Source organism: Sinomonas humi (assembly GCF_000802235.1).
Taxonomy (GTDB): Bacteria; Actinomycetota; Actinomycetes; order Actinomycetales; family Micrococcaceae; genus Sinomonas; species Sinomonas humi.
In genome coordinates this window covers 1-22,133 of record NZ_JTDL01000132.1, presented here as the reverse complement: position 1 = coordinate 22,133, position 22,133 = coordinate 1, and the positions used below count along the sequence as shown (strand labels likewise).

The 22,133-nt window shown below is 69.8% G+C and carries 16 protein-coding genes and 1 pseudogene; 6 read left to right on the top strand and 11 right to left on the bottom strand.

Translation table 11 applies throughout. From position 1 onward, the window contains the following. Nucleotides 1–165: 165 nt before the first annotated feature. Both LK10_RS13655 and LK10_RS13650 read left to right on the top strand, forming a co-directional pair. Nucleotides 166–1,527 carry an MFS transporter gene (locus LK10_RS13655; RefSeq protein WP_043124699.1) on the top strand — a complete coding sequence of 454 codons (1,362 nt, stop codon included), beginning with the start codon at nucleotides 166–168 and terminating at the stop codon, nucleotides 1,525–1,527. Next, nucleotides 1,416–2,501 (top strand): nucleoside hydrolase, encoded by a 1,086-nt coding sequence (locus LK10_RS13650; RefSeq protein ID WP_269429512.1) that lies wholly within the window; start codon nucleotides 1,416–1,418, stop codon nucleotides 2,499–2,501. The genes LK10_RS13655 and LK10_RS13650 overlap by 112 nt, the downstream gene beginning before the upstream one ends. Here the strand turns inward: LK10_RS13650 and LK10_RS13645 are convergent. From LK10_RS13645 to LK10_RS13625, 5 genes are read right to left on the bottom strand one after another with little or no spacing between them, the layout of a single operon-like run. Then, complete coding sequence (locus LK10_RS13645; RefSeq protein ID WP_081998541.1) at nucleotides 2,482–3,984, bottom strand: aldehyde dehydrogenase (NADP(+)); 1,503 nt, start codon at nucleotides 3,982–3,984, stop codon at nucleotides 2,482–2,484. The two genes, LK10_RS13650 and LK10_RS13645, sit on opposite strands and share 20 nt — an antisense overlap. Further along, complete coding sequence (locus tag LK10_RS13640; protein WP_052207348.1) at nucleotides 3,981–5,093, bottom strand: mandelate racemase/muconate lactonizing enzyme family protein; 1,113 nt, start codon at nucleotides 5,091–5,093, stop codon at nucleotides 3,981–3,983. The genes LK10_RS13645 and LK10_RS13640 overlap by 4 nt, the downstream gene beginning before the upstream one ends. Next, nucleotides 5,090–6,037, bottom strand: a complete 948-nt coding sequence (locus LK10_RS13635) for a 5-dehydro-4-deoxyglucarate dehydratase (RefSeq protein ID WP_052207347.1) — start codon at nucleotides 6,035–6,037, stop codon at nucleotides 5,090–5,092. The genes LK10_RS13640 and LK10_RS13635 overlap by 4 nt, the downstream gene beginning before the upstream one ends. A gap of 39 nt (nucleotides 6,038–6,076) precedes the next feature. After that, on the bottom strand, nucleotides 6,077–7,000 hold the full coding sequence (locus LK10_RS13630) for an NAD-dependent epimerase/dehydratase family protein (RefSeq protein WP_043124697.1): 924 nt from the start codon (nucleotides 6,998–7,000) through the stop codon (nucleotides 6,077–6,079). Next, a complete protein-coding gene (locus tag LK10_RS13625) occupies nucleotides 6,997–8,421 on the bottom strand; it encodes a Gfo/Idh/MocA family protein (protein WP_052207346.1) in 1,425 nt (474 codons plus the stop codon). The genes LK10_RS13630 and LK10_RS13625 overlap by 4 nt, the downstream gene beginning before the upstream one ends. Nucleotides 8,422–8,609: 188 nt before the next feature. Between LK10_RS13625 and LK10_RS13620 the strand changes: the two genes are divergently transcribed. After that, nucleotides 8,610–8,915 (top strand): hypothetical protein, encoded by a 306-nt coding sequence (locus tag LK10_RS13620; RefSeq protein WP_156144175.1) that lies wholly within the window; start codon nucleotides 8,610–8,612, stop codon nucleotides 8,913–8,915. 86 nt (nucleotides 8,916–9,001) lie between these two features. Here the strand turns inward: LK10_RS13620 and LK10_RS13615 are convergent, their stop codons facing one another. The 4 genes from LK10_RS13615 to LK10_RS13600 form a co-directional block, all read right to left on the bottom strand. Continuing rightward, the gene (locus tag LK10_RS13615) at nucleotides 9,002–10,492 is read right to left on the bottom strand and encodes a rhamnulokinase (protein WP_043124691.1); all 1,491 of its coding nucleotides are present in this window, start codon (nucleotides 10,490–10,492) and stop codon (nucleotides 9,002–9,004) included. Continuing rightward, nucleotides 10,489–12,534 carry a bifunctional rhamnulose-1-phosphate aldolase/short-chain dehydrogenase gene (locus LK10_RS13610; RefSeq protein WP_043124688.1) on the bottom strand — a complete coding sequence of 682 codons (2,046 nt, stop codon included), beginning with the start codon at nucleotides 12,532–12,534 and terminating at the stop codon, nucleotides 10,489–10,491. The genes LK10_RS13615 and LK10_RS13610 overlap by 4 nt, the downstream gene beginning before the upstream one ends. 123 nt (nucleotides 12,535–12,657) lie before the next feature. Next, the gene (rhaI, locus tag LK10_RS13605; protein WP_043124685.1) at nucleotides 12,658–13,821 is read right to left on the bottom strand and encodes an L-rhamnose isomerase; all 1,164 of its coding nucleotides are present in this window, start codon (nucleotides 13,819–13,821) and stop codon (nucleotides 12,658–12,660) included. Next, a complete protein-coding gene (locus tag LK10_RS13600) occupies nucleotides 13,818–14,225 on the bottom strand; it encodes an L-rhamnose mutarotase (RefSeq protein WP_052207344.1) in 408 nt (135 codons plus the stop codon). Before LK10_RS13600 ends, rhaI begins: the two co-directional genes overlap by 4 nt. A 333-nt stretch (nucleotides 14,226–14,558) precedes the next feature. On the opposite strand from LK10_RS13600, the gene LK10_RS13595 reads away from it, so the two are divergent. The 3 genes from LK10_RS13595 (at nucleotide 14,559) to LK10_RS13585 (ending at nucleotide 20,862) form a co-directional block, all read left to right on the top strand. Further along, complete coding sequence (locus LK10_RS13595) at nucleotides 14,559–16,583, top strand: DUF6807 family protein (RefSeq protein WP_043124682.1); 2,025 nt, start codon at nucleotides 14,559–14,561, stop codon at nucleotides 16,581–16,583. Then, a complete protein-coding gene (locus LK10_RS13590; RefSeq protein WP_052207343.1) occupies nucleotides 16,583–19,741 on the top strand; it encodes a family 78 glycoside hydrolase catalytic domain in 3,159 nt (1,052 codons plus the stop codon). The genes LK10_RS13595 and LK10_RS13590 overlap by 1 nt, the downstream gene beginning before the upstream one ends. Before the next feature lie 74 nt (nucleotides 19,742–19,815). After that, nucleotides 19,816–20,862 (top strand): LacI family DNA-binding transcriptional regulator, encoded by a 1,047-nt coding sequence (locus LK10_RS13585; RefSeq protein WP_052207342.1) that lies wholly within the window; start codon nucleotides 19,816–19,818, stop codon nucleotides 20,860–20,862. A gap of 4 nt (nucleotides 20,863–20,866) precedes the next feature. On the opposite strand, the gene LK10_RS13580 is transcribed toward LK10_RS13585, so the two are convergent. Both LK10_RS13580 and LK10_RS13575 read right to left on the bottom strand, forming a co-directional pair. Further along, nucleotides 20,867–21,397, bottom strand: coding sequence for an ArsR/SmtB family transcription factor (locus tag LK10_RS13580; protein ID WP_043124679.1), 531 nt, complete (start codon nucleotides 21,395–21,397; stop codon nucleotides 20,867–20,869). 40 nt (nucleotides 21,398–21,437) lie between these two features. Continuing rightward, nucleotides 21,438–22,133, bottom strand: a pseudogene (locus tag LK10_RS13575) (acetoin utilization protein AcuC); the annotation flags it as partial.

The window sequence follows — 22,133 nt, the reverse complement described above, 5'->3', positions numbered from 1 at the left end:
CTACTTTTCTCCCCAGGCATCCCCGTCCGCCCCGAAAAGTTCCCGCTTCTAGACAGAAGTTTCCGCGAATTCTCGCTCCCGTGGCCCTCCGGCCAATATCGGTTAATACAATTTCGGGCAAAATCCTCGAGGCTATTCGCAACATCCCTCGAAGGAGCAAAGAGCATGGAAAGCAGCTTGGGAACGGTCGAACCTGCGAGACCAGAGGGGAGGATTGCGCGCCCCGACTTCATCCGCGCGACGGCGTCGGTCTGGCTCGGCACGACGATGGAGTACGTCGACTTCGCCCTCTATGGACTGGCCGCCGGCCTCGTCTTCGGCGAGGTGTTCTTCCCGGGAACCGACCCCGGAGTCGCCCTCCTCTCCGGCTTTGCCACGTATGCGGTGGGCTTCCTCGCCCGTCCCGTGGGCGCCGTCGTCCTTGGGAGGCTCGGGGACAAGCACGGCCGTAAGGCGATACTCGTCGCGACCATCATCCTGATGGGCGGCTCGACAACGCTCATCGGCGCGATCCCCACGTTCACACAGATCGGCCTCTGGGCCCCCGCAATGCTGGTCTTCCTACGGATCTGCCAAGGATTCGGAGCGGGCGCAGAGCTCTCGGGTGGCGCAATCATGCTGGCTGAATCCGCGCCGAGCCGGATTCGCGGCCTCGCCTCCGCCTTCATCGCGCTCGGCTCGAACAGCGGCACCCTCATCGCCTCCGGAGTATGGCTGCTCGTGACGCAGCTTCCAAAGGAGGACCTCCTCTCGTGGGGCTGGCGCATTCCGTTCCTCTGCAGCATCATCGTCACGCTCGTTGCGCTCCTCCTCCGCCGAGTCATGAAGGAGAGCCCCGTCTTCATCGCCGAGAAGGAGCGCCGGGCGATTCTCGAGAAGAGCAAGGGTCCCGCGATTCACGCCGAGGACGGCCGCGGACTCTTCGCGCGCAACAAGGCCTTTTTCATCATGCTCGGACTCCGCATCGGAGAGAACGGTCCGTCATACCTCGCCCAGACGTTCATAATCGGCTACGTCGCGAAAGTTCTCCTCCTCGACAAATCGCTTCCAGCGAGCGCCGTATTTGTTGCGTCGCTCCTGGGCTTCCTCGTGATCCCGGCGGCCGGTTACGCGACGGATCGATTCGGCCGAAAGCTCACCTACCGGTTCTTCTGCATCGCGCTCGTGATCTTCGCATTCCCGGCGTTCGCGCTCATGGAAACCCGGCAGCCTGCGGTTGTGTTCGCGACCATCGTGGTCGGCATGTGCCTAGCGAGCCTCGGCATCTTCGCTGCCCAGGCGGCCTACGGCGTCGAGCTGTTCGGCGCAAGGGACCGCTACAGCAAGATGGCGACGGCGAAGGAAGTCGGCTCGCTGCTCTCCGGCGGAACAGCGCCCCTGTTCGCTTCGGCCCTCCTCGTGCAATTCGGGCACTGGTGGCCGATTGCTGCCTACTTCGCACTGACCGCGACGATAGGACTCGTGACGACGTTCTTCGCCCCCGAGACCCGGGGGCGCGATCTGGCTATCGAGGAGGATGCGCTCTGACGCGTCTGGCAATTGACTGCGACCCCGGGAACGGGGTGCCGGGTGCCAATATCGACGACGGGCTGGCCCTCGCGCTCGCCGTCGCTTCCCCGCACGTGGACCTTGAGCTCGTGACCACCGTGGCCGGCAATGTACCGGCCGCGGTGGGTGGGGGCATCGCCCACAGGCTCTTCCAGCAGTGGGACGCGCAGGTGCCGATCGTCGTGGGAGCCAACAGACCGCTAGTCGCGGATCCGGGCCCCTGGCGGCGGGTGCTGGACCGGGTGGGCATGTCCGAGGAACACCGGGCCCTGTGGGCGGGCATCCCCAGGCCGAAGCCGGCGGGGGAGCCGAGCGAGGGCGCCCCAGAGGACGCCGGGCTCGCCGCCGCGGACGCCCTCGGCAGGCTGGTTACTTGCAACCCGGGCCAGATCGTGGTCGTCGGCATTGGGCCACTCACCAACATCGCGCTTGCGGTCGAGACCTATCCACGCTTCGCGCGGGACGTGGCCGGAATCGTCGTCATGGGCGGCGCGTTCGCCGTCGCGGGGCGGCCCATCGACACGAACTTCGGCTACGACCCCCAAGCGGCCCAGACCGTGATCGCAAGCGGAGCCCCGCTCACGGTGGTACCACTGGACACCACCGTGACCACGATGTTCACGGCCGCAGACCTCGAACGCCTCCGCCGGATCGGCTCTGCCATGTCCTCGTCCTTGATGCAGACGGTCGAGCCCTGGCTTCGCTATTCGGCGCAGACCCGCGGGATCCGCGGCTTCTGGCTCCACGACCTCCTCACCGTAGCCATGCTGATCGAGCCGTCCATCGTCACAACCAGTCCGGCGCGGCTCACCGTGAGCCTCGACAGCGAGCCCCACGGCGTCGTCCGCCGTGAGACCGGCGGTACCGGGAATCCTGTCACGCTCGTCGAAAGCGTCGACAACGCGGGCCTCCTCGAAGTCTTCTTCGAGGCCCTCACACCGCCTCGCGCGTGAGCGTCCCGTCAACGCGGCGGAGAATCCCGAGAGGGTTCTCGTCCCGAAGGGCAGCGGGCAGGACGGCCTGCGGCGCGTCCTGAAAGGTGACGGGCCGCTGGAAACGGCGCACCGCCGTCGCCCCCACCGAGGTGTGGAGCGCGGAGGTCGTGGCAGGCCAGGGACCGCCGTGGTGCTGGGACCACGTGACCGCAACGCCCGTGGGCCACCCGCCGAACAGCACGCGACCCGCCCGTCCGGCGAGGCGGTCGGCGAGCGCCGCGATGTCCTCCTCCGGCTCGGCATGAAGCGTTGCCGTGAGGGAGCCACCGATGGCGTCGAGAACGGCATCGCGTTCGGCTGAATCCCGGTACCGCACGAGGAGCGTCGCGGGCCCGAAGCACTCCTCGAGGAGCACGTCGGGGCGCTCGATCACGCGCGCGGCGTCGACGGCCAGCACGACGGGCTTGGCGGACCCGTCGTTCGTTTCCTGGGCCGCCTCCCCCAACACCACCGAAGCGCCGCCCTCGGCCACGAGCCGCTGCACTCCCTCCGGGAATGCCTCGGCGATGCGGGACGTGAGCATCCGGCCGCCGTCGTGAGCGGAGGCCTCAGCGGCGAGGGCCGATTCGAACCCGGAGGACGCCGGGATCAGCACGACGCCCGGCTTTGTGCAGAACTGTCCCACGCCGAGCGTGAACGATGCTGCGAGGCCGGCCGCGAGCTCGACGGCCCGGGCGGCAGCGGCTGCCGGTGTGATGACCACGGGATTGATCGAGCCGAGCTCGCCATAGAACGGGATCGGCTCGGGGCGTGCGCTCGCCAAGTCGAAAAGGGCGCGACCTCCCGCGAGCGAACCCGTGAAGCCGACGGCCTTGATCGCGGGGGCCTGAACCAGTGCCTGCCCCGCCTCGCGGCCGAGAACGAGGCCGAAGATCCCCTCGGGCGCGCCCGCGCGCGCAAGTGCATCCGCCACGATCTGGGCCGTCCGCACCGAAAGCTCGGGGTGGCCGGAGTGCCCCTTGACGACGACGGGGCAACCGACCGCGAGTGCGCTGGCCGTGTCCCCGCCCGCCACAGAGAACGCGAAGGGGAAGTTGCTCGCCGAGAAGACTGCGACAGGTCCGAGGGGCCGCAGGATACGGCGGAGGTCGGGCTGCGGCGGGGTTGCCTCGGGCTTGGCGCGGTCAATGACGGCTTCGAGGTACGCCCCGTCACGCACGACGGCGGCGAAGAGCCTGAGCTGGCCCGTGGTCCTGGCCACCTCTCCCGTGAGTCGCGCGGCGGGGAGGTGGCTCTCCCGGGAAGCGATCGCCACAAGGTCGTCGCGCGCGGCGTCGAGGGCGTCCGCGACCGCTTCAAGCCAAAGGGCTCGTTCGGCGTCGCTCGCCGACGCCGTCGCGCCGAACGCCCGTCGGGCGGCGTCGGCGGCTGCCGCGACCTGTCCAGGCGAGCTGTCCTCGACGGAGGTGGGGATGACTGCTTCGGTGGGGAGGGTTGTCATGTCTTCTCCTGACGGCGCGCGAAGGTGGAAAGGTCGGCGAAGTCCAGGCCGAGGCCCGGCGCGGTTTCGAGGCTCACCTGGGCGCCCTTGCGGCGCACGGGCGAGGGCGAGGCAAGGACACCGAGCGTCTCGAAGGCGGTGTCCTCGACCTCCTCGACCTCGACCTCCCCAGGCAGCGTCGCCACGAGCTGGGCCGAGAGATCGGCAAGGAGGTGCGGTGCGAGCGCTACGGAACTGCTGCGAGCGAGCGCCGCGATTCGACGGAAGGGCGTGATGCCCCCGACACGGATGATGTTCGGCTGGATGATGTCGCATCCACCCGCGACGAGGTACTCGCGGAACCGTTGGAGCGTGTGAAGGTTCTCGCCGACGGCGATCGGCACGCTCGTGCTCCGGCGCAGCTGGACGTGACCCTCGAGGTCCTCGGCGCGCAGCGGTTCCTCAAGCCAATGGAGGTCGAAGCGTTCAAGGGCTTGCGCGGCACGCCGCGCCGTCGGCAGATCCCACCGCTGGTTTGCGTCCACCATGAGCCGGCGCCGCGGACCGAGCAGCTCGCGCACCGCGGCGACCCGCTCGACGTCGTCCTCGAGCTCAGGCCGGCCGACCTTGATCTTCACGCCCCGGTACCCGGCGTCGATCCAGCGGCCCACCTGGTCGAGCAGTTCCTCGAGCGGGTAGTGGAGGTTGACCCCGCTCCCGTAGGCGGGAAGGACCGAACGACGGCGGCCCAGCAGGTCTACGACCGACGCACCCAGGCGCTTCCCGAGGAGGTCCCAGAGGGCGAGGTCGAGCCCCGCGAGCGCAATCGTCGTGAGGCCGCCGCCCCCGGCTTCGTGGAGGTGCGCCCAGAGGCCGTCCCAGACAGCCTCCGGATGGGCCGGACCATGGAGGGCTTTCGGCGCGATGTCGTGCAAGAGGAGGCTCTCCACTGCGCCCGCCCCGATCGTGGGTGTCCAGCTGAAGCCGGCGCCCCTCGCACCGTCTGCATCCTCGACGTCGACGACGACGAAATGCACCTCGGGCACGTCCGGCCCCCAGGGCCGGGGCAGCCGAGGGGCGAGGATGCGAGTCGCAACGGAGGCGAGCACCGCCCCGGGTGCGCTCGTCACGGGACGGCCAGTTCGCCGTCGGCCGCGTTCACGCCCCCGGCAAGCTCGTTGCCCACTGCAAGGATGCGCTCAAGCTCCCTGAGGTGCTCCGGTCGTGGGTCCACAAGCGGCGGGCGGACGCCACCGACCTCGAGGCCGCCGAGCCGCACACCGGCCTTGACAAGGGAGACGGCATAGCCGGGGACGGCGTCGCGGAGGGCGACGAGCGGACGGAAGAAGCGGTCCAGGAGCTCGCGGCGCCGGCCCTCGTCGCCGGTCTCGAGCGCCTCGTAGTACGCGTTCGCCACGGCGGGCGCCATAGCGAACGCGGCGGACGAGTACAGCGGAACACCGATCCCCCGGTACGCGGCCTGGCTGAGCTCGGCTGTGAGGAGGCCGTTGAAGAACTGGAAGTCAGTGCGGCCCGTCGCCTCGACCGCGAGGACGACCTCCTGCGTCCCCGCGACATCCCCGACGCCGTCCTTGAACCCCACGATCTGGGGATCGGCGGCGAGACGCGCGACGGCCTCGGGCGTGAACCGCGCATTTGCCCGGTGGTAGATGACGAGTTCGAGGTCAGTAGCGTCGGCGATGGCTTCGACGTATCGAACGAGACCGTCGACGGGCGCGTTGACGAGGTACGGCGGGAGGACCAGGAGTCCCGCCGCTCCAGCGTCCTCGGCTGCGCGGGCCGCCTCGAGCGCGTGGCCGAGCGGGCCTCCGGCGCCCCCGAGGACCGGGATCTTGCTGCCCGATTCGGCAACTGCAGCGACGGAGGCGCCGATCACGGTGCCCGCCTCCTTGGCGGTCAACGAGTGGTACTCCCCCGTTCCGCAGGCGGCGAAGATGCCGCCGGGGTGATGCGGGAGCCGCGAAGCCACATGCTCGCGAGCGAGGCCGGAATCGACTGTGCCGTCATTGGCGAACGGTGTCACCGGGAAGAAGAGGATGCCGTCGAAGTGCATCGGTGCTCCTGTCGGAAGTCCTGAAGTGGGGTACTGGGGTCAGCTGAGATGGACGGAGGTCGCGGCGAGTGGCTCGCCCTCAAGTTCGGTCCGCCACGAGCGCTGGGGACGCCAGCCGAGCAGCCGCAGAGCCTTCGCCGAGGTGAAGGCCGCCTGAGTTCCGTCGAGTGGGGCGGCCATCTGCTCGGTGCCCGGGAAATACGCGGGAATGAGTTCCGCGAGGGGCTGGCGGGCCATGGCGTCGTCGGCCCCGACGAAGAACACCTCACCGTTCGGGACTTCGCGGGCCGCCTCTAGCCAGCGCTCGACGAATCCCGCAGCGTCGCGCGCGTCCACGTAGTTGAAGAGCGAGACTGCCGCGAGCTCCGGGCGCGCAAGGCGTTCCGAGACCGTGTGGCCCTGCTGGGTCGGCGCGCCCCGCCACTCCTCGGGGGAGATCACGAAGCACGGTCTGAAGGCCCCGAACCTCACCGCGTCCCCCTGCTGCGCGACGAACATCCGCACCGTCGCCTCAAGGGTGGCCTTCGACAGCGCGTACGCGTTCCAGGGCGCGATCGGGTGTTCCTCGTCGATCGGCAGATACTGCGGTGACCAGCCCTGCGGCGTCCCATAGCCGAGCACAGTGGGACTCGACGCGACGAGCACGCGATCCGCTCCGGCGTCGACCGCGGCGCTCAGCACCGAGAAGCAGAGCTGGACGTTCGTGCGGAGGATCACGTCCTCGGGGGCGCTGAACGGCACCGCGATTGCGGCGAGATGGACGACGGCGTGCGGCCGGATGGCGGCGAGGGCCGCCTTCGCCGCCGCGGGGTCTGCGAGGTCGGCCTCGTGCTGCCGGACCGACGCGGCGACGAGCGACGAGGGTGCACGGTCGAGCGAATGCACTTCGTGGCCCCGCGAGGCGAGGTGGTTGACGACGCTTACGCCAAGCCTGCCGGCTCCCCCAGTGACGGCGATCCTCATGCCCGAACCCCCGTTGCGGCACGCTCCTGTCCGGAGGCGCCCGCATCGACGGTGAGGGGCGCTTCGTCGTCGAGCGGTACGCCGAAATCGGCGAGCCTTACGGCTTGGCCCGTGCGGAGCGACTCGTTCGCGCCGATCCCGACGAGCACGCTGCGGATGCCGTCGATGTAGCCGGCCTGGCGATGCAGCGGATCCTCGCCTGGGCCGACGAAGACGTCGGAAAGGAGCATGGCGTCACCGCCGCCGTGCCCGCCCTCGCCCTCAGGAACCGCAATCTCGCGGGCAGGCTCCCAATGCCGCTGGAGGAGGATTCGAGTTGCCTCGGGACGGACCTGCTCGCCGGAGCCCTCAGCGTCAGCGGCGACGGACGGATCAAGGGTGTGCCTGTCGGGCGAAACCGAGCCGCGCTCGACGACCTCGATCTCCACCCTCCCCTCCGTCCCGTTGATCGCCACGCGGTAGCCCTCCCACGGCGAGTGGGCAACGAGCGTGTACGCCATGGACGCCCCCCGGCGATAACCGACCACGAGGCTCAGGTTGTCCTCGATGTCGATGCCTTCGGAGAAGACGTCGCGGTCGCGCTGATAGCCGTCGTCGGCCTCGCCCTCGAGATAGAGCCCTCGAAGCTTCTGGTCTGCCGCGAGGTCGAGGTTGAACGGGTCGTCCCGGTCGGGATTGTCGCGGCTCAGCTCGGGGCGCTCGCCCAGGCCTCGCTCGGCGGCGTTCTGCGCCCCGTAGAAGCGGAGGCCGCCCTGGGCGTAGACCGTTTCGGGAACGTCTCCGAGCCACCAGTTCACGAGGTCGAAATGATGCGTCGACTTATGGACGAGGAGGCCGCCGGAATTGGCCTTGTTGCGGTGCCAACGGCGGAAATAGTCGGCCCCATGGACCGTATCGAGGCACCATTCGAAATGCACCGACGTGACTTTTCCGATCCTGCCCGACTGGACGATGTCCTTGACGACCGAGTTGCGCGGCGAATAGCGGTAATTGAACGTGACGACGAGATTTGCGCCAGACGCCTCTTTTGCCCTGCGGGCCGAGCGCACGATCTCCGCGATGCCTTGGACGGTCGTCGTCATCGGCTTCTCGCAGATGACGTCGACCCCACGGTCGAGCGCCTCGGTCACGTAGCGCGCGTGGGTGTAGTCCGGTGTTGTCACGATGAGCGCGTCGGGACGCTCGACGTCGAACATCTCCTCCAGCCGGTCCGGCCGGTAGTGATGTGGCGCGGGCCAGTCCGGGCGGCGGGCGGCGATGCGGGCGTCGTGGTAGGACATCCGGTGCTCGTTCGTATCCACGAATGCGACAAGCGAGCCGAGGTCCGAATGCGGGCCCAAGAGCGCGTCGACGTACATCTCGGCCCGGGAACCTGTGCCGGCGAGGGCGTACTTCTTGCGGGGATTTTCGGTGGATGCCATGGGCCTGGGTCTCCTGCGGTGAGCGGCGTCAATGAGGCTGAGTAACCGGTTTCTCACTACCGTACTCCACGCTCGGATCCTTGCCAAGAGGTACTGGAAAGCGCATGCCCGAGGGCGACGATACCGGCAGTTCCCTGCACCTCGGCGGACCGGCCAACTTTGTCGGACCGGGCTGCCATGATCCGGGCATGAGTGGACTCAACGAATCCGGAGAACCTGAGCGCGATCCAATCGTCGTTCCCGAAGATGCCATCGACGCCCGCAGCATCGTCCGTGCGCACCGGTCAATTCCGGCATGGGTGCGGCTTGCGTTCGATGACGGACGGCCGGAACGCACCGAAAAGGGCTTCGCCCGGGCCTGGACGGACCGGCACGTGCTCGTGCAGGTGCTCTGGACAATGTCCTACTATCGGGGCGCCCGCGAGTTCTGGGTCGAGGCCGAGCAGGTGAGGCGCCGCCTCATCGAACCGCAATGGCTCGGGCGGTCCGCGTGAGAGCCGCTGCTCCACCACGAACGGCCGCTGCCATCCGGGGAGGAGCTGGACGGCAGCGGCCGCCTGACGCGCCGAGCGGGGGCGCGCTACGCGCCAACCGGGGCGTGCTCGCGGAGCTCGACGCTCGCGCGCACCGAGGCCCTGAGCGCGTCGAGGCCGCCCGTGAGCGCACGCGCAGCCCGAGCTTGGACGAGGACGTTCCCGAGCGCGGTGGCCTCGACCGGGCCGGCGAGTACGGGCAGGCCGGTCGCCTCGGCCGTGAGGCGGCAGAGGAGCTCGTTCTGAGACCCCCCGCCGACCACGTGCACGGCTCGTGGGCGGCGACCCGAGAGGGTTGTGGCCTTCTCGAGCGTGCGTGCGTAGGCGGCGGCAAGGCTGTCGAGGATACAGCGGACGACGGCGGCCGGCTCGTCTGGGAGCGTCGCGCCGCGGCGTTCGACGGCGGCCGCAATGCGCGCGGGCATATTGCCTGGGGCGATGAACTCGTCCGAGTCGGCGTCGATCTGCGGGCCGCCGGCCGGCAGCGCCCCCGCACTCGCGAGGAGCTCGGCGAGCGGGAACTCGTGCCCTGCCTCGGACCAGTGCCGTTGGCATTCACTCAGGAGCCACAAGCCGCCGACGTTGCGGAGGTAGCGGATCGTACCCTCGACGCCGCGCTCATTGGTGAAGTTCGCGGCACGGCTCGCCTCGGTGAGCACGGGCGCCTCGAGCTCGACGCCCACGAGGGACCATGTCCCCGAGGAGATGTAGGCCACGTCTTCCCCTGCGGCTGCGGGCACGGCAGCGACGGCCGACGCCGTGTCGTGGGAGCCCACGGCCACCACGGGCGTTCCCGCCGGCAGTCCCGTTCTCTCGGCTACCGTGGGAAGCAGCGTCCCGTAGGCCTCGCCGGGAGCTATGAGCTCTGGGAAGAGGCCCTCGGGAAGCCCGAGCGAGGAGAACAGCTCGGAAGCCCAGGTCCCCGTCTTTGCATTGAGCAGCCCCGTCGTGGAGGCGTTCGTCTCTTCCGTGCGGCGCGCCCCGGTGAGCCAGAATGCGAGCAGGTCCGGGATGAGGAGCGCGTGCAGCCCGTCGAGAGTCGGCTCGGCGGCAAGCTGATACAGCGTCGTGAACGGCAGGAACTGAAGTCCCGTTACGGCGTAGAGCTGCTCCGGCGAGACCTTTTCGTGGACGGCTGGCACGGTGGCTTCGGTCCGCGAGTCCCGGTAGGCGTGGACCGGGAGCCGGAGGCGCCCGGCCTGATCAACGAGCCCGTAGTCGACGGCCCACGTGTCGATGCCGATGCTCTCGATCCGCAGGCCCCGCGAGGACGCGAGTTGAGCGACCTTCGCGAGGCCGGTCTGGACTTCGGCGAAGATCCCGCACACGTCCCAGCGCAGCACTGTGGCACCCAAGCTGTTCACACCGTCGTCGAGCACTCCGTTCGGGAAGCGGTGGGCAATTTCGAGCGCGACCCGGGGCGCGCCGTCGGCCCCTCCCGAGGCCGGGCCCACCGTGGCGAGGATGACCCGCCCCGAGGAGGCGCCGACGTCGACCGCCGCAAAAGCTCTCGTCCCCACGGTTGGGCTCTCGGTCACCGGAGGAAGGCGGCGGCGACGCCGGCGTCGACGGGGATGTGCAGGCCCGTGGTGTGGTCGAGCTCATTGCTCGTCAGGACCGCGGCCGCGTTCGCGACGTGCTCCGGGAGGACCTCGCGCTTGAGGAGGGTGCGCTGGGCGTAGTACTTGCCGAGCTCCTCCTCCGGGACCCCGTAGACGGCGGCGCGCTTGGCGCCCCAGCCCCCGGCGAAGATCCCGGACCCGCGCACCACACCGTCCGGGTTGATGCCGTTGACGCGGATGCCGTACTCGCCCAGCTCCGCGGCGAGGAGCCGCACCTGGTGGGCCTGATCGGCCTTCACGGCCGAGTAGGCGATGTTGTTCGGGCCAGCGAAGACGGAGTTCTTCGACGAGATGTAGACGATGTCTCCTCCCATGCCCTGGGCGATCATGGCCTTCGCCGCGGCCTGGGAGACCAGGAACGAGCCCTTGGCCATGACATCGTGCTGGAGGTCCCAGTCCTTCTCGGAGGTCTCGAGCAGCGGCTTCGAGATGGACAGGCCCGCGTTGTTCACGACGAGGTCGATCCCGCCAAAGGCGAGGAGGGCGGCGTCGATCGCTGCGGAGACCTGGACGGCGTCGGTGACGTCAGCGCGCACCCCGATGGCGACGTCGGTGTTGCCCAGCTCCGCCGCGGCCGCCTGGGCCTTCTCGAGGTCCAGGTCGGCGATGACGACGCACGCCCCCTCCGCTGCGAGGCGGGTCGCGATGGCCTTGCCGATGCCCGACGCCGCGCCAGTCACAAGCGCGATACGGGTCGCGTGCGACTTGGGCTTGGGCATGCGGGCCAGCTTGGCCTCCTCGAGCGCCCAGTACTCGATGCGGAACTTCTCGGCCTCGTCGATCGGGGCGTAGGCCGAGATGGCCTCGGCGCCGCGCATGACGTTGATCGCGTTGAGGTAGAACTCGCCCGCGACCCGGGCGGTCTGCTTGTCCTTGCCGTAGGAGAACATGCCCACGCCCGGGACCAGGACGATGGCGGGGTCGGCGCCCCGCATCGCGGGGGAATCCGCCTGGGCGTGCCGCTCGTAGTACGCCGCGTAGTCCTCGCGGTACGCCGCGTGGAGCTCCTTGAGCCGGGCGATGCTCTCCTCGATGCCCGCGTTGGCAGGCAGGTCCAGGACGAGGGGGGCGACCTTCGTGCGCAGGAAGTGGTCCGGGCAGGACGTGCCCAGGGCAGCCAGACGCGGGTGCTCGGCGGAGGCGAGGAAGTCCAGGACCCGGCCGTCGTCGCTGAAGTGGCCCACCTGCGGCCGGTCCATCGAGGCGAGGCCGCGGATCACCGGGGCGAGCGCGGCGGCCTTCGCGCGGCGCTCGGCATCGGGCAGTGGCCCGTAGCCCTCCAGCGGCGGGCCGAACGGCTCGGGGCGGCCGTTCTCCGCGATGTACTTCTCCGCCTCGGCAATGATCCAGAGCGAGTTGGCCTCCGCCTCCTCGCTCGTCGCGCCCCACGCGGTGATGCCGTGGCCGCCGAGGATCGTGCCGATCGCCTCGGGGTGCTCCTCCTTGATCGCCGCGATGTCCAGGCCCAGCTGGAAGCCCGGGCGGCGCCAGGGGACCCACACCACGCGGCCGCCGAAGATCTTCTGCGTGAGCGCCTCGCCGTCGGCCGCCGTGGCGATCGCGATGCCGGAATCCGGGTGGAGGTGGTCCACGTGAGCGGCATCGACTAGGCCGTGCATCGCGGTGTCGATCGACGGCGCGGCGCCGCCCTTGCCGTGGAGGCAGTAGTCGAAGGCGGCGACCATCTCGTCCTCCCGCTCGACGCCCGGGTACACGCCCTTGAGTGCGCGGAGCCGGTCCATGCGCAGGACCGCGAGATTCTTCTCGGTCAGCGTGCCGAGGTCTCCCCCGGACCCCTTGACCCACAGGAGCTCGATCGACTCCCCGGTCACGGGATCGGTTTCCGTGCCCTTGGCGGACGTGTTGCCGCCGGCGTAGTTGGTGTTGCGCTTGTCGGCGCCCAGCCGGTTCGAGCGGGCGATCAGCTCGGCCACAGCCGGATTCTGCGTCTCGTTCATGATGTCCTCTGAAGTCTGTGGGGTGCTTTGGGAGTGCGGGGGTTGGCTTGTAGGCGCGGGCGGACGACGACGGCGAGCGGCCGGCGTCGTCCGCCCGGGAGGCTGGCGGGCAGGACGGAGGCTTCAGGCGCCCCAGCCGGCCTGGGTGCCGCCGACCCGAGCGTCGTTGATGAGCTTCTGGTAGCCGGAGGCAGCGTAGGCAGCCATGGGATCTGCTGGCAGTCCGCGCTCCTGCCGCCACGCTGCAAGGGCCGGGCGGACGTCCGTGTAGAAGGCGTCCATGAAGACGGCGTTGGCGGCGAGGACGTCGTGGTTGCGCTGGGCTTCGGCGAGGGCCGCCCGGTCGAGGAGCAGGGCCCGGAGGGTCATCTCCTGGACGTTGAGCACCGAACGGATCTGCCCGGGGATCTTCTCCTCGAGGTTGTGGCACTGGTCCAGCATGAGCGCCACATCCGAGTTCGGCTCGAGGCCGCCGCCGCGGACCACCTCGACCATGATGCGGAACAGTTGGAACGGGTCGGCCGCGCCGACAATGAGGTCGTCGTCCGCGTAGAAGCGCGAGTTGAAGTCGAACGAGCCGAGCTTCCCGAGGCGCAGGAGCTGCGCGACGATGAACTCGATGTTCGTGCCCGGCGCGTGGTGGCCCGTGTCGAGGCACACGAATGCCTTCTCGCCGAGGGCGAGGGTCTGGGCATAGGAGGTGCCCCAGTCCGGGACGTCGGTGTGGTAAAACGCGGGTTCGAAGAACTTGTACTCGAGGACGAGGCGCTGCTCGTCACCAAGGCGCGCATAGATCTCCGAGAGGGACTCGGCGAGGCGATCCTGCCGGGCGCGGATGTCGTCCTGGCCCGGGTAGTTCGTGCCGTCCGCAAGCCAGATCTTCAGGTCGCGCGAACCGGTCGCGTCCATGATGTCGATGCACTCGAGGTGATGCTCGATTGCCCGCCGCCGCACCGACTCGTCAGAGTGCGTTAGGGAGCCAAACTTGTAGACGTCGTCCTGGAACGTGTTCGAGTTGATCGTGCCGAGCTTCACGCCCAAGCCCTCGGCGTACTCGCGCAGCGCCGCGTAGTCCTCGACCTTGTCCCACGGAATGTGCAGCGCGACGCTCGGCGCCAGCCCGGTGAGCTCGTTGACCTTCGCCGCGTCCTGCAGCTTCTCCTGCACCGTGCGCGGTGTGCCCGGCGTGCCGAACACCTTGAAGCGCGTACCCGAGTTGCCGTACGCCCACGACGGGACCTCGATGGCGAGGCTGTCGAGCGCCTCTGGGATCTGGACGGTGCTCATGCTTGGTCTCCTGTGGTCGGGGCGGGATTGACTGGGCGTGCCTGCCGAGATTGGGCGCCGGCGAGCTGTGCTTCGAGGTTGAAGATCTCCTCGAGGGGAACGAACGATTCATCCGGCGGCGCGTCCAAGCCCTCGAAGAGATCCGCCATCTCGGCCTGCCAGCGCGCGTTGACCGCATATGCACCCATGCGGGCAGCCGCCGCTTCGAGGCTGTCCGTCTCGACGTAGCCGATCAGCAGGCCGTCCGGGCTGAGGAAGAGGGAGTAATTGTGCCACCCCGCGCTGCGGAGGGCTTCGAGCATCTCGGGCCAGACCGCAGCATGGCGGCGCTTGTACTCGTCGATGCGATCGGGATGGATCTGCTGTCGGAAACAGATCCGCCGCTGCGCTGCGGCCTCGCTCATGGTGCTCCTCGGAGGATGCTCGACTTCCGCTTCTCAAGGTTTAGGCGGAGCTTGTGAATCGATTCAAATTGCTTGAATCCAGACTAGGGCCGAAGAAGTGGCCCGGTCAACAGTGACCCCTCTCCGATTCCGACCAACTTCGAATCGCTCCGCTCGGCGCGTCGGCTCAACACGCCGGTGCAAGGACAATCGGCCGGTCAATCCCGGTCGAAAACCAACGCCGGCCGAAAGCCGAAGCGGAGAACTCGGGCACGACTGCCCCTCTGGACGAACAGCCGGCACCGTGCCAGACTTCTGGAAAACGCTTTCCGAGCACCGGCGCAAAGGAGCCCCATGAGCACGCCCGCCTCCCCCACCGCCCAAAGTGACGCGCAACGGGCGCAAACGGCCGAACCAGCGCGCATCGCCCTGGCCGGAGTCCATGGTTTCGGCCTCGTCCACCTCCGCAACCTCAAGCGCCTGCTCGAGTCAGGCGCCATCACCTTGGACGCGGTCGCCGACCCCCTCCCCCCGGAGGAAGGCAGCGTTCCGGAGGGGACGCCGTCGTACGCGGACCTGAGCGCTCTCCTTTCGGCGCGCCCCGCGCCAGACGTCGTCATCGTCGCCACGCCGCTGCAAACCCATGGCCCGCTGGGCGGCGCAGCGCTCGACGCCGGGGCTCACCTCTATCTCGAAAAGCCGCCGGTGCCGTCACTCGCCGCGTACCGCGAATTGCTCGAGCACGCCCAACGCCGGGGAGCGGCCGTCCAAGTGGGCTTCCAGAGCCTGGGCTCACACGCGCTCCCGGCCATCGAAGCGCTGCTCGCCTCAGGGGAGATCGGCGGCCTCCGCGCGGTCGGGGCATTCGGCACGTGGACGCGGGACCTCGCCTACTATGCCCGCTCACCCTGGGCTGGCAGGCGCAGCCTCAACGGCGTCGAGGTCATCGACGGAGTCGTGACGAACCCCCTCGCCCACGCCGTTGCGACCGCGCTCCGGATCGCGGGCGCAAGGAGTGAAACGGACGTCGCGAGCGTCGACGTCGATCTCTACCACGCGCACCGGATCGAGGCCGACGATACGTCGACGGTGAGGATCGTCACGGCCGAGGGCCTCCCCATCATGTGCGCCCTCACGCTGTGTGCCACCGAATCCGCGGAGCCGTGGGTCACCATCTATGGGACCGACGGGGAAGCGGATTTCTACTACACAGAAGACCGCCTCGTGGTCCGCACGGACGACGGCGAGCGCGAGGAACGGTTCGGCCGGACCGATCTGACCGAGAACCTCCTCGAACACCTGTCCTCGGGCGCTCCCCTGCTGAGTTCCCTCGCCGACGCGGGGGCGTTCATGCGCGTTCTCGAAGCGGTGCGGACAGCCCCGTCTCCCCGGCAGATCCGCGACGAGTTCGTCGAGTGGGTCGGCGAAGGGCAGGCGGCTCGGCCGATCGTGCGGGGAATCGAGGCCGCGCTGGCCCGCGCCGTCAAGAGCCAGGCGACGTTCGCCGAACTCGGCCTCCCGTGGGCGGCAGAGCAGCAGCCGCCTGCTCACCTCTCCCTTCCGGACGGGCGTCAGGTGGCCGAACTGAGGGATGGCCGTAGCATCGCTCCCAGCCTCTCCCCCCGGCCCTACCTGCACCCCGTTCGTACCCTCGGTGGAATCACGGTGAGCGATCATTTCCCTCTCGATCATCCGTGGCACCTCGGGCTCGGCATCGCTCTCCAGGACGTCTCGGGCACCAATCTTTGGGGCGGTCGAACCTATACCCGCGAGGCCGGTCGGTACGTGTGGCGTCCGGATCATGGGCGGATCGCGGTCGAGTCCGCCGATAGCGCACCCGGGTCGCTGCGCCTCGCCCTGCGGTGGGAAGCGCACGACGGCGCGACCCTCCTCCGCGAGGAAAGGCTTGCTCGCGCTGTGCCCGCGGACCGCGGTGCATGGCAGCTCGAGCTGAAGAGCCGCCTCGAGGCGGCCGGCCCAGTGAGCCTCGGGGGCCCGGGGCCGAACGGCAATGCGGGCGGAGGCTACGGCGGATTCTTCCTGCGTCTCGCCCCCTGCTCCGAGCCGATGGTCTTGACGCCCGAAGGCGAGGGCGAAGACGCGGTCCATGGCCGCCCCGCTCCTTGGCTCGCATGGAGCGCAGCGTTCGCCGGAGGCGAGGCCGGCATCGTGCTGGCCGCGCCGCCGGAGGCACCGGCCGACCCATGGTTCGTCAGGATGGCGGGCTACCCGGGCGTGGGTTCGGCGCTCGCATGGGAGCAAGCTGTGGAGCTCGAGGCGGGCGAGGCCCTCGAGCGAACGTTCCGGATGTGGTTCGTCGACGGCCGGGTAGATGCGTCCCGGGCGGCGGAACTCGTCGCGGCCGGAGGTGCCGCCTGATGCCGGGCTCGGGTGCGCTGAAACCTGTCCGACTACGAGTCGAAGGCACCACGAACTGCCTGACCTCCGGCCCGAGCCCGAGGCTTTCGTGGCAGGCTGAGCCAGCTTCTTCCGGTGGCAGCGATCCGCTGCAGCCGGTCGCCGCCGAGCCCGAGGTGAGTGCCGCCGACGGCCGGCTGCTCTGGGTGCCCGGCCCTCTCCCTCTACCGCCGCACGCGACGACGCGCGTCACCGTGCCAGCCAGTGCCGCCCTCCCGAGCGCCCGGCAGTGCAGATGGCGCGTGCGTCTCCAGACGGCCGACGGCGTCTGGGGACCTTGGAGCGAGCAGCAGTCATTCGCTACCGGGCTGCAGGACGAGGACTGGTCTGCCCCCTGGATCGGCCGGAGGGGAGGGGGCCGCCCGCCCCTGCGGCTCGCCGAGGGCTCCCTGCGCTGGCACGGCACGCCCTTCCTCCCCATCCCCGCCGAGGCCGGGCCCGAGTTTGTCATCGAGGCCGAGATCCGGCCAGTCCTCGGCGCCGCGGGCCTTGCCTTCCACTCCGAGGGCCCCGGAAGCGGCCTTCTCCTGGAGATGGAGCGCGGCGGCCGTCTCGTACTGCGGCCACTCCCATCGTGGGAGCAGCCGGCCGAACCCGTTGAGTGGGCGAGCCCACCGCTGGCCGAGGCCTACGCGCCAGCTTCAGCTGAGGGCAGGCAAAGCGCCGAGATCCCCGCCCGGCCCGGGGACGGGCCGTGGCACCGCGTCAGGCTGGAGGCCCGCCTCGGCCGGCTCGCGGTCGCCGTCGATGGACGCCACGTGCTCGGGGCACCACTGCCCACGCCCACCGGGTCTCGCCTCGCGCTCCACGCGGCGCCGCGCGCCGAAGGCGCCCTGCGTTCCCTTACCGTCGCGGATGCCCAGGGCGCCATCCGGTTCCGCTACGACGCCGCCCGATTCCCCGAAGACGCCGAACAGGGCCTCGACGGCTGGCCCACGGAGACGCCCTTCCGCCAGCCGGACGAATGGACCATGTTGCGGACCGAGATCGGGCTCGAGGGACGCGTGCAGCGAGCCGTCCTGTACGGCGCCGCCCGGCATCAGGCATGGGTATCCGTCAACGGGAGCGAGGTCCTCGCCCTTTCGTCCTTCGGCTACGCGGGCGAGGACTACTACGACGCGGCGGACGTCACCCAAGCCCTGCTCGCGGCAGGGCCGAAGGCCGCTGTCGCCATCCTCTCCCACTGGTACGGGCCGGGCCAGGGCCGCGCATCGACGGAGCCCGGAGTCATCGCCGAACTGCGGGTCGAGTACGACGACGGCCGGCACGTCACGTACGGCACCGGGCCCGAGTGGCGGGTCGCCGAGGCCCCCTACGCGCAGGCCGGCTACCGCAACGACGAAGGCGACCCCATCGAACACCGGCTCGCCGAACCGCCCTCGGGCTGGGACGAGCCAGGATTCGACGACGGCGCGTGGTCGCCTGCCGTCGTCCTCGGGACGCACCCGTCGGAATCCTTCCCCGCAGCGCTTCACGCCCGGCGAGCTCAGGTCGCGGAGCAGCGCGAGGAGCCCGTCCGTTGGCTCGAGGCCCGCGACGGGATTCCGGTCGCCGACTTCGGCACGGTCCGAGCACGGCGGCCCCGCGTCGCGTTCGCCGCGAGCGGGAGGCGGGAACACGTGCGGCTGCGGGCGGGGTACGGGCTCAAGGATGACGGCCGAGTCGATGACTCCAAGACCGCGAGCCAGAACACGGACATGTCCTTCCTCGCAGGGGCGGGCGAGGGAAGCCAGTCGTTCGAGGCCCGCGTGCACCTCGGCTTCAGGTACCTGGAGTTCGAAGGCGCGCGTCCCGCCCACCTGGACGCCGCCGTCGTCCACGCCGCCCACCCGGCTGCCGCCGTCGTCCGATGTTCAGACCCCGAGCTCACCCGGGTCCTCCAGCTCCTCCAGGATTCTGCACTCCACGGGGTGCAGGAACGCTTCGTCGACACGGCTACGCGCGAGAAGGGCCAGTTCCTCGCGGACGCCGCCAACATCTCCTACGCGACGATGGCCGCATTCGGCGAGCGGGAGTTCACGCGCCAGGCCCTCCGCGAATTCATGTGGTCCGGTCGGCGCTATTGGGATTCTCCCTCAGAGCACGGCCGGGTCAACGCCGTGTACCCCAACGGCGACGGGAAGCGCGACATCCCGGATTTCAGCCTCATGCTGCCCGAGTGGGTCGAAGCGTACTGGCGGCACACGGGCGACGACGCGTTCGTCGCCGAACTCCTGCCCCAGCTCGAGGCGACGTGCGGCTACGCCCTCCGCTCCCTCGCCGAGGACGGGCCATGTGCAGGCCTCGTCACGGACCTTGAGGGTGGATCGGGTCCGTACCTCCACGGCATCGTAGACTGGCCGGCCCCCAACCGTTTCGGGTACGACATGTCGACCGCCGCCCGGACCACCGTCAACGCCCAAGCGTTCTCTGCGCTCTCCGCCACGGCCCGCCTCTCCGGCGTCGTCGGCCTCGAGCGGCAGGAAGCCGCTCTCGCGTCGCGGGCCGAAGTCCTCGCAAAAACCATGGACCGGCTGCTCCGCGTCGATGGCGTGTTCGTCGACGGTCTGCGGGCGGACGGCTCTCCGAGCCCGCACGCCTCCCAGCACGCGACCGCCTTCCCGCTCGCGGTCGGAGCTACCCGGCGGGAATACGTGGCGAGCGACGCCCAGCGCGTAGCCTCGCTCGGACTCCGCATGGGTCCGATGACGTGGCACCGGCTCCTCTCGGCTCTCGTGCAGGCCAGCCGGGTGGAGGACGCTCTCAGCGCCGTGCTCGACGACCCCTCCCGGGGTCCGCTCGCATGGCTGGCGAAGGGAGCGACCTTCGCGTGGGAGTCGTGGGAGCTTGCCGAAGGATCGGACCACAGCCAGTCTCACGCGTGGGCCGCGCCGGCGTGGCCGGTGCTCGTGGAGGGCATCTTGGGTCTGCGCCGCGTCGCCCCGGGCCGGTTCGAGATCCGGCCGCCCCAGTGCCGCCTCGACTGGGTGAACGCCGAGCTGCCGCTTGACGAGGGAACGCTCAGGATCAGGTGGCGACGAGAGCAGAACGGGGCCGACGACGGCGATCTCACCGTTGAGTGCGACCTTCCGCCGGGCGTCGAAGTGACGCCGTTCGTTTCGTCTCGGCTATCGGTTTGACCAGCCCGAACAAGCGTTACAGAGAAGCCGATCATGATCGCGCGAAACCTTTCGAGGCGCGATAGTCTCCCTGCATGAGCCGCACCCATCCTTCCCCCGCGCCGTCCCACGGGGCTGCGAGCATCCGCGACGTCGCGGAACTCGCCGGCGTCTCCGTGGGCACGGTGTCCAACGTCCTCAACCGCCCGGACATCGTTCGGGCGGTGACCGTTGAACGGGTCCACGCGGCCATCAAGCAGCTGGGCTTCGTGCGCAATGACGCAGCGCGCCAGCTTCGGGCGGGGCGTTCGACGACGATCGGCCTCGTCGTGCTCGATGTCCGGAACCCCTTCTTCACGGACGTCGCGCGCGGTGCCGAGGACGAGGCCGCCCGTGACGGCCTCTCCGTCGTCATGGCCAACAGCGACAGGTCTCCCGAGCGGGAGGCCGCGCACGTCGACTATTTCGAGACGCAGCGCGTGCTCGGCCTGCTGATCTCCCCCATCGGTGACCTCGGCGAGCGCCTCGAGCGGCTCCGCGGGGCGGGGACCCCTGCGGTTCTCGTCGACAGGGTCGCCGGGAGCCGCAGCCTCAGCTCAGTCGCGGTCGACGACGTCGAGGGCGGTCGCATCGCGGCTCAGCACCTGCTCGACCTCGGGCGGCGGCAGCTCGCGTTTGTAGGGGGCCCGGCCGACCTCGCCCAGATGCAGGATCGCCTCGCGGGTGTCGAGAGGGCGGCTGCCGGCGTCGAAGGTGCGAGCGTCGAGGCGATCGAGACGCTCGGACTCAGCTTCGAGGACGGCCGCCGCGCCGCGCGAGCCCTCCTCGCCCGGCACGCTCCCGACCGGCCCGACGCCCTCGTTGCGGGCAACGACCTCGTCGCGATCGGTGCGCTCCAGGTCCTCATGGGCGAGGGCCATCTGCGCGTTCCGGAGGATGTCGCCATCGTGGGCTACGACGACATCGACTTCGCGAGTGCGGCGGTTGTCCCGCTTTCTTCGGTCCGCCAGCCGCGCGACCTCATCGGCCAGACCGCCGTCCAGATCCTCCGCGAGGAGGCCGAGGATCCCTCGCTCGCCCCGCGCAACCTCGTGTTCAAGCCCGAACTCGTGATCCGCGAATCGACGGCCGGGCGAGCGTAGCCGCCTAGCCCTGCTGGCGGCCCGGTTCCTTCCGGCGCCACTTCGGGAGGTTCGCGATGATCTCAGCCGCGCCCTTCGCGGCCCGCTCGACCGTCCGTTCGACGGTGCGCTGGATCTGCTGCGGCCGGGTGCCGGACGCTGCCGCGACTCCCGCTGGCGAGGGAGCCAGGGGTTCGATGCCGGCGCCGGCTACGGCAGGTGTCGCCACGGGCGCCGAGGAAGGCACGACGGCGACGCCCGCCGAAGGTGCCGACGCCTCCTCGGGTGCGGGAGCCGCCGTCGTCCACAGGGAGGTGAGCCAGCCGCCGACCTCGGCGAGCGGCTCGAGGCGGAGCGCGTAGTAGCGCTTCTGCCCTTGGGCGCGAGTGGTGACGAGGCCGGCGTCGCGGAGGACCTTGAGGTGCTTAGACACCGTGGGCTGGCTCGCGTCGAGGGCCTCGACGAGCTCGCCCACTGCCTTGTCGCCTGCCCGCAGTTCACGAAGTATGGCCCTGCGGGTATGGTCGGCGATGACGGCAAAGATGTCAGTCATCATGCCTCCAGCCTACCGATCTGGGACGCCCTCGGCGCTCGCCTCAGTCGAACCACGGGTCCAGCCCGTGAAGGGGAAAGACTTCCTTCCGGGTCGCCATGATCGCGCGGTCCACGGCGTCGTTCGGGTTGAAGCCGACGTCCCACGAGCGCCACCAGGTGTCCGCTTCCTCCCCCATGCTCCCGGGGAGATCTTCGCCTGGCAAGAGCCGCTCAGGGTGGCGCTCCCGGACGTATTCGCGCCACGATTCGGGGATGGGCGTGCCCAGCTGGATCGGGTGCCCGGCGGCAATTCCCACAAGGTGTGTCCACACGCGCGGAACAACGTGGATGACGTCGTAGCCGCCGCCGCCCGTGGCGATCCAGCGGTCAGAGCAGAAGCGACCCGCCAGGTGCGAGACGGTCAGGGCCACCTCGCGTTGGGCGTCGATGCTCGTTCGGAGGTCCGCGAGGGGATCCCGGGCGTGCGAGTCGCACCCGTGCTGGCTGACGATCACCTCCGGCCGGAACGCCTCGACCAGCGCCGGGACGACGGCGTGGAACGCGCGCAGCCACCCGCCGTCGCCCGTCCTCGCGGGGAGCGCGACGTTCACGGCCATCCCGGCCGCGTCGGGGCCGCCGATCTCGTGCGGGAACCCCGTGCCGGGGAACAGGCTGAGCCCACTCTCGTGGAGCGAGACCGTCAGGACGCGCGGATCGTTCCAGAAGACGCCCTGCGTCCCGTCGCCGTGGTGCACGTC

Coding starts and splice junctions, on each gene's coding strand:
- LK10_RS13625 (WP_052207346.1), bottom strand. CDS start 8,421: ATGGCATCCACCGAAAATCCCCGCAAGAAGTACGCCCTCGCCGGCACA.
- LK10_RS13635 (WP_052207347.1), bottom strand. CDS start 6,037: ATGCACTTCGACGGCATCCTCTTCTTCCCGGTGACACCGTTCGCCAAT.
- LK10_RS13630 (WP_043124697.1), bottom strand. CDS start 7,000: ATGAGGATCGCCGTCACTGGGGGAGCCGGCAGGCTTGGCGTAAGCGTC.
- LK10_RS13595 (WP_043124682.1), top strand. CDS start 14,559: ATGAGCACGCCCGCCTCCCCCACCGCCCAAAGTGACGCGCAACGGGCG.
- LK10_RS13590 (WP_052207343.1), top strand. CDS start 16,583: ATGCCGGGCTCGGGTGCGCTGAAACCTGTCCGACTACGAGTCGAAGGC.
- LK10_RS13655 (WP_043124699.1), top strand. CDS start 166: ATGGAAAGCAGCTTGGGAACGGTCGAACCTGCGAGACCAGAGGGGAGG.
- LK10_RS13645 (WP_081998541.1), bottom strand. CDS start 3,984: ATGACAACCCTCCCCACCGAAGCAGTCATCCCCACCTCCGTCGAGGAC.
- rhaI (WP_043124685.1), bottom strand. CDS start 13,821: ATGAGCACCGTCCAGATCCCAGAGGCGCTCGACAGCCTCGCCATCGAG.
- LK10_RS13580 (WP_043124679.1), bottom strand. CDS start 21,397: ATGATGACTGACATCTTTGCCGTCATCGCCGACCATACCCGCAGGGCC.
- LK10_RS13620 (WP_156144175.1), top strand. CDS start 8,610: ATGAGTGGACTCAACGAATCCGGAGAACCTGAGCGCGATCCAATCGTC.
- LK10_RS13610 (WP_043124688.1), bottom strand. CDS start 12,534: ATGAACGAGACGCAGAATCCGGCTGTGGCCGAGCTGATCGCCCGCTCG.
- LK10_RS13585 (WP_052207342.1), top strand. CDS start 19,816: ATGAGCCGCACCCATCCTTCCCCCGCGCCGTCCCACGGGGCTGCGAGC.
- LK10_RS13600 (WP_052207344.1), bottom strand. CDS start 14,225: ATGAGCGAGGCCGCAGCGCAGCGGCGGATCTGTTTCCGACAGCAGATC.